Genomic DNA, 2384 nt, shown 5'->3' on the forward strand with positions numbered 1-2384 from the left:
AATGCCTCGTATCAAACGATACGGGGCATTTTTTATGTGCGTGAGGCAGTGTCTTTTTCCCTGAGCTAACGTCGAAGCACTGCACAGAATTAACGTAGGAGTGAGCCTGCTTGCGATCACGCTGTGTCAGTCACCATTGAAGTTGGCTGACAAACCGCTATCGCCAGCAGGCTCACTGCTACAGGTACCGTGTTCACACTCCACAGGGAATTGCATGTCGTTCATCCAAGCCAACCTGATCCACCTGCTCGCCGCGCTCTGGTTTGTCACCTGCTGGGGCGGTTACACCCGCTATGCCAGCTGGAAGGCCCGCGACACCGCGTGCCTGGCCAGCGTACTGCACCTGTACCGCGAAGACTGGATGCGCCGCATGTTGCTACGTGACAACCGCATTGCCGATGCCAGCGTGATCGGCAATCTGGAGCGAAACGCCTCGTTCTTCGCCTCCAGCACCCTGATCATCCTGGCCGGCATTCTGACCGTGCTGGGCGCGTCGGAGCGGGCGGTGTCCTTGCTGGCGGATATTCCGATGGTGCAGCAAGCCTCTCAAGGCATGTCGGAGATCAAGTTGTTGTGCCTGGCGCTGGTGTTCGTCTATGCCTTCTTTACGTTCAGCTGGTGCATGCGCCAATACAACTTTGCCGCTGTACTGGTGGGTTCGGCACCGATGATCGGCGAGCGTCAGGTGTCCGAGCAGGAGCGCAAGGCGTTCGCATTACGGGCGGCGCGAGTTATTTCGATGGCGGCCAACCAGTTCAACTTCGGCCTGCGTTCTTACTATTTCGGCATGAGCATGCTGGCGTGGTTTGTCAGCCCGTGGCTGTTCATGTTGATGAGTGCCGGCGTCGTGCTGGTTTTGTATCGTCGCGAATTTCATTCCGACGTTCTCGACGTGATGGTCTATACCCCTACTGAGGCGCCGTTGCCCGAAGCGACTAAAGAGGCTGCTTGATGAGTATTCCGTTCTGGTGCGTGTTTATCAGTGCCTTGTTGATTTACATCGCCCGCATGCCGGTCGGCAAAGCCATGAAAGAGCAGGGTGGTTACAACAATCACCTGCCGCGCCAGCAACAGGCGCAACTTACCGGTTACGGTGCGCGGGCACTGGCGGCGCATCAGAACAGCATCGAAGCGTTCATCCTGTTTGCCGTCGGCGTGCTGATGGCGCACACCACGCAAACCCAGGGATGGTTGATTGATGCCCTGGCGATCATCTTTGTCATCGCGCGGATTCTCTACATCTGGTTGTACCTGGCTGATAAACCGTCCCTGCGCAGTCTGACGTGGCTGGTCGGCCTCATTTGCTCTTTGTTGCTGATGATTAGTCCGACTTTTAGAACTGTTTTGCTCTAACGCGGATGACCGCTAAATCACAGGCAAAAGAAAACCCGCACTTGGCGGGTTTTCTTTTTCTGCATCAAGTCGCAGTTATTGCTTCTTGGCAGCTTCGTCTTGTGCAGCCTGATTCGATTCAGCCTGAGCTTTGGCAGCTTCGGCGTTTTCTTTTGCTGCGTCGTTCACTTTATCCTGAGCTTTGTTCATGTCTTGCTGAGCTTGTTCAGCATGTTGGTTGGCATCTTGAGCTTTGTCCTCGGATTTTTTATCGCAGGCAGCGAGACCGAGGGAAGCGGTCAACATCAAGGCAATAGCTAAAGTCTTACGCATGGGGTGTTTCTCCTTATGGAAAATAACTACTGGCCTTAAGAACTCGGTCGTGAGGGTTAAGTTCCTCATTTCTTTCAGATATATAAGTTTGTTTTGCAGCGGAACTTTTGCGCTGTTTCCTACTACTGGCAAAAGGCTCCAGCGAGGGTAATTATCCAATGACCGAAAACCCCGTTTTTGAGCGCGCGACACGATTTCTTTCCGCCTTGCGCCACTGTCAGGTCCTAGGCTTGAAGGTGCACAGCGCCTCCAGCGAAGGGCTCACCGTTATCCTGCCGTACAGCCAGCAAATCGTCGGCAATCCACAGACCGGAGTGATTCATGGCGGCGCTATTACCTCGTTGATGGACACGGCTTGTGGCATGTCAACGTTGTGCGTACTGCCGGAGTTTGAAGTCTGCCCGACCCTCGATCTGCGTATCGACTACATGCACGCCGCTGAACCGCACAAGGATGTCTACGGTTTCGCCCAATGCTATCGGGTGACCACCGATGTGATCTTCGCTCGCGGTTTTGCCTATCAGGACGATCCCGACACACCCATTGCCCACGTGGTCGGCACGTTTATGCGCATGGGCAAGGGCATCAAGGGCGCTCAAGGCTTTGGCGGCAAAATAAAAGGAGAGGGGCAGTGAGTGATGACCTGAAACAACAGTTGCAAGCCGCTCACGCTCAGGGTGATTACGCACCGTTACTGAAGCTGATTCCATATGCCGGCC

At 54.7% G+C, this 2384-nt stretch carries 4 protein-coding genes and 1 pseudogene; 4 read left to right on the top strand and 1 reads right to left on the bottom strand.

Annotation, left to right across the window (positions count from 1 at the left end; translation table 11 throughout):
* The first annotated feature begins 214 nt into the window (after positions 1–214).
* Together DBR24_RS07960 and DBR24_RS07965 are read left to right on the top strand one after the other, a co-directional pair.
* Positions 215–952, top strand: a complete 738-nt coding sequence (locus DBR24_RS07960; RefSeq protein ID WP_123465868.1) for a DUF599 domain-containing protein — start codon at positions 215–217, stop codon at positions 950–952.
* Positions 952–1353 (top strand): MAPEG family protein, encoded by a 402-nt coding sequence (locus DBR24_RS07965; protein WP_128614442.1) that lies wholly within the window; start codon positions 952–954, stop codon positions 1351–1353. The genes DBR24_RS07960 and DBR24_RS07965 overlap by 1 nt, the downstream gene beginning before the upstream one ends.
* A gap of 75 nt (positions 1354–1428) precedes the next feature.
* Here DBR24_RS07965 and DBR24_RS07970 read toward each other — a convergent pair whose 3' ends face one another.
* Positions 1429–1665 carry a hypothetical protein gene (locus DBR24_RS07970; protein ID WP_123465870.1) on the bottom strand — a complete coding sequence of 79 codons (237 nt, stop codon included), beginning with the start codon at positions 1663–1665 and terminating at the stop codon, positions 1429–1431.
* Positions 1666–1823: 158 nt separating this feature from the next.
* On the opposite strand from DBR24_RS07970, the gene DBR24_RS07975 reads away from it, so the two are divergent.
* Both DBR24_RS07975 and DBR24_RS07980 read left to right on the top strand, forming a co-directional pair.
* Positions 1824–2300 carry a PaaI family thioesterase gene (locus DBR24_RS07975; RefSeq protein WP_128614443.1) on the top strand — a complete coding sequence of 159 codons (477 nt, stop codon included), beginning with the start codon at positions 1824–1826 and terminating at the stop codon, positions 2298–2300.
* Positions 2297–2384 (top strand): annotated as a pseudogene (locus tag DBR24_RS07980) (PaaI family thioesterase); the annotation flags it as partial. The gene DBR24_RS07975 and the pseudogene DBR24_RS07980, both read left to right, overlap by 4 nt.

The sequence above is a fragment of the Pseudomonas sp. HMWF006 genome (genome assembly GCF_003061205.1).
Taxonomy (GTDB): domain Bacteria; phylum Pseudomonadota; class Gammaproteobacteria; order Pseudomonadales; family Pseudomonadaceae; genus Aquipseudomonas; species Aquipseudomonas monsensis.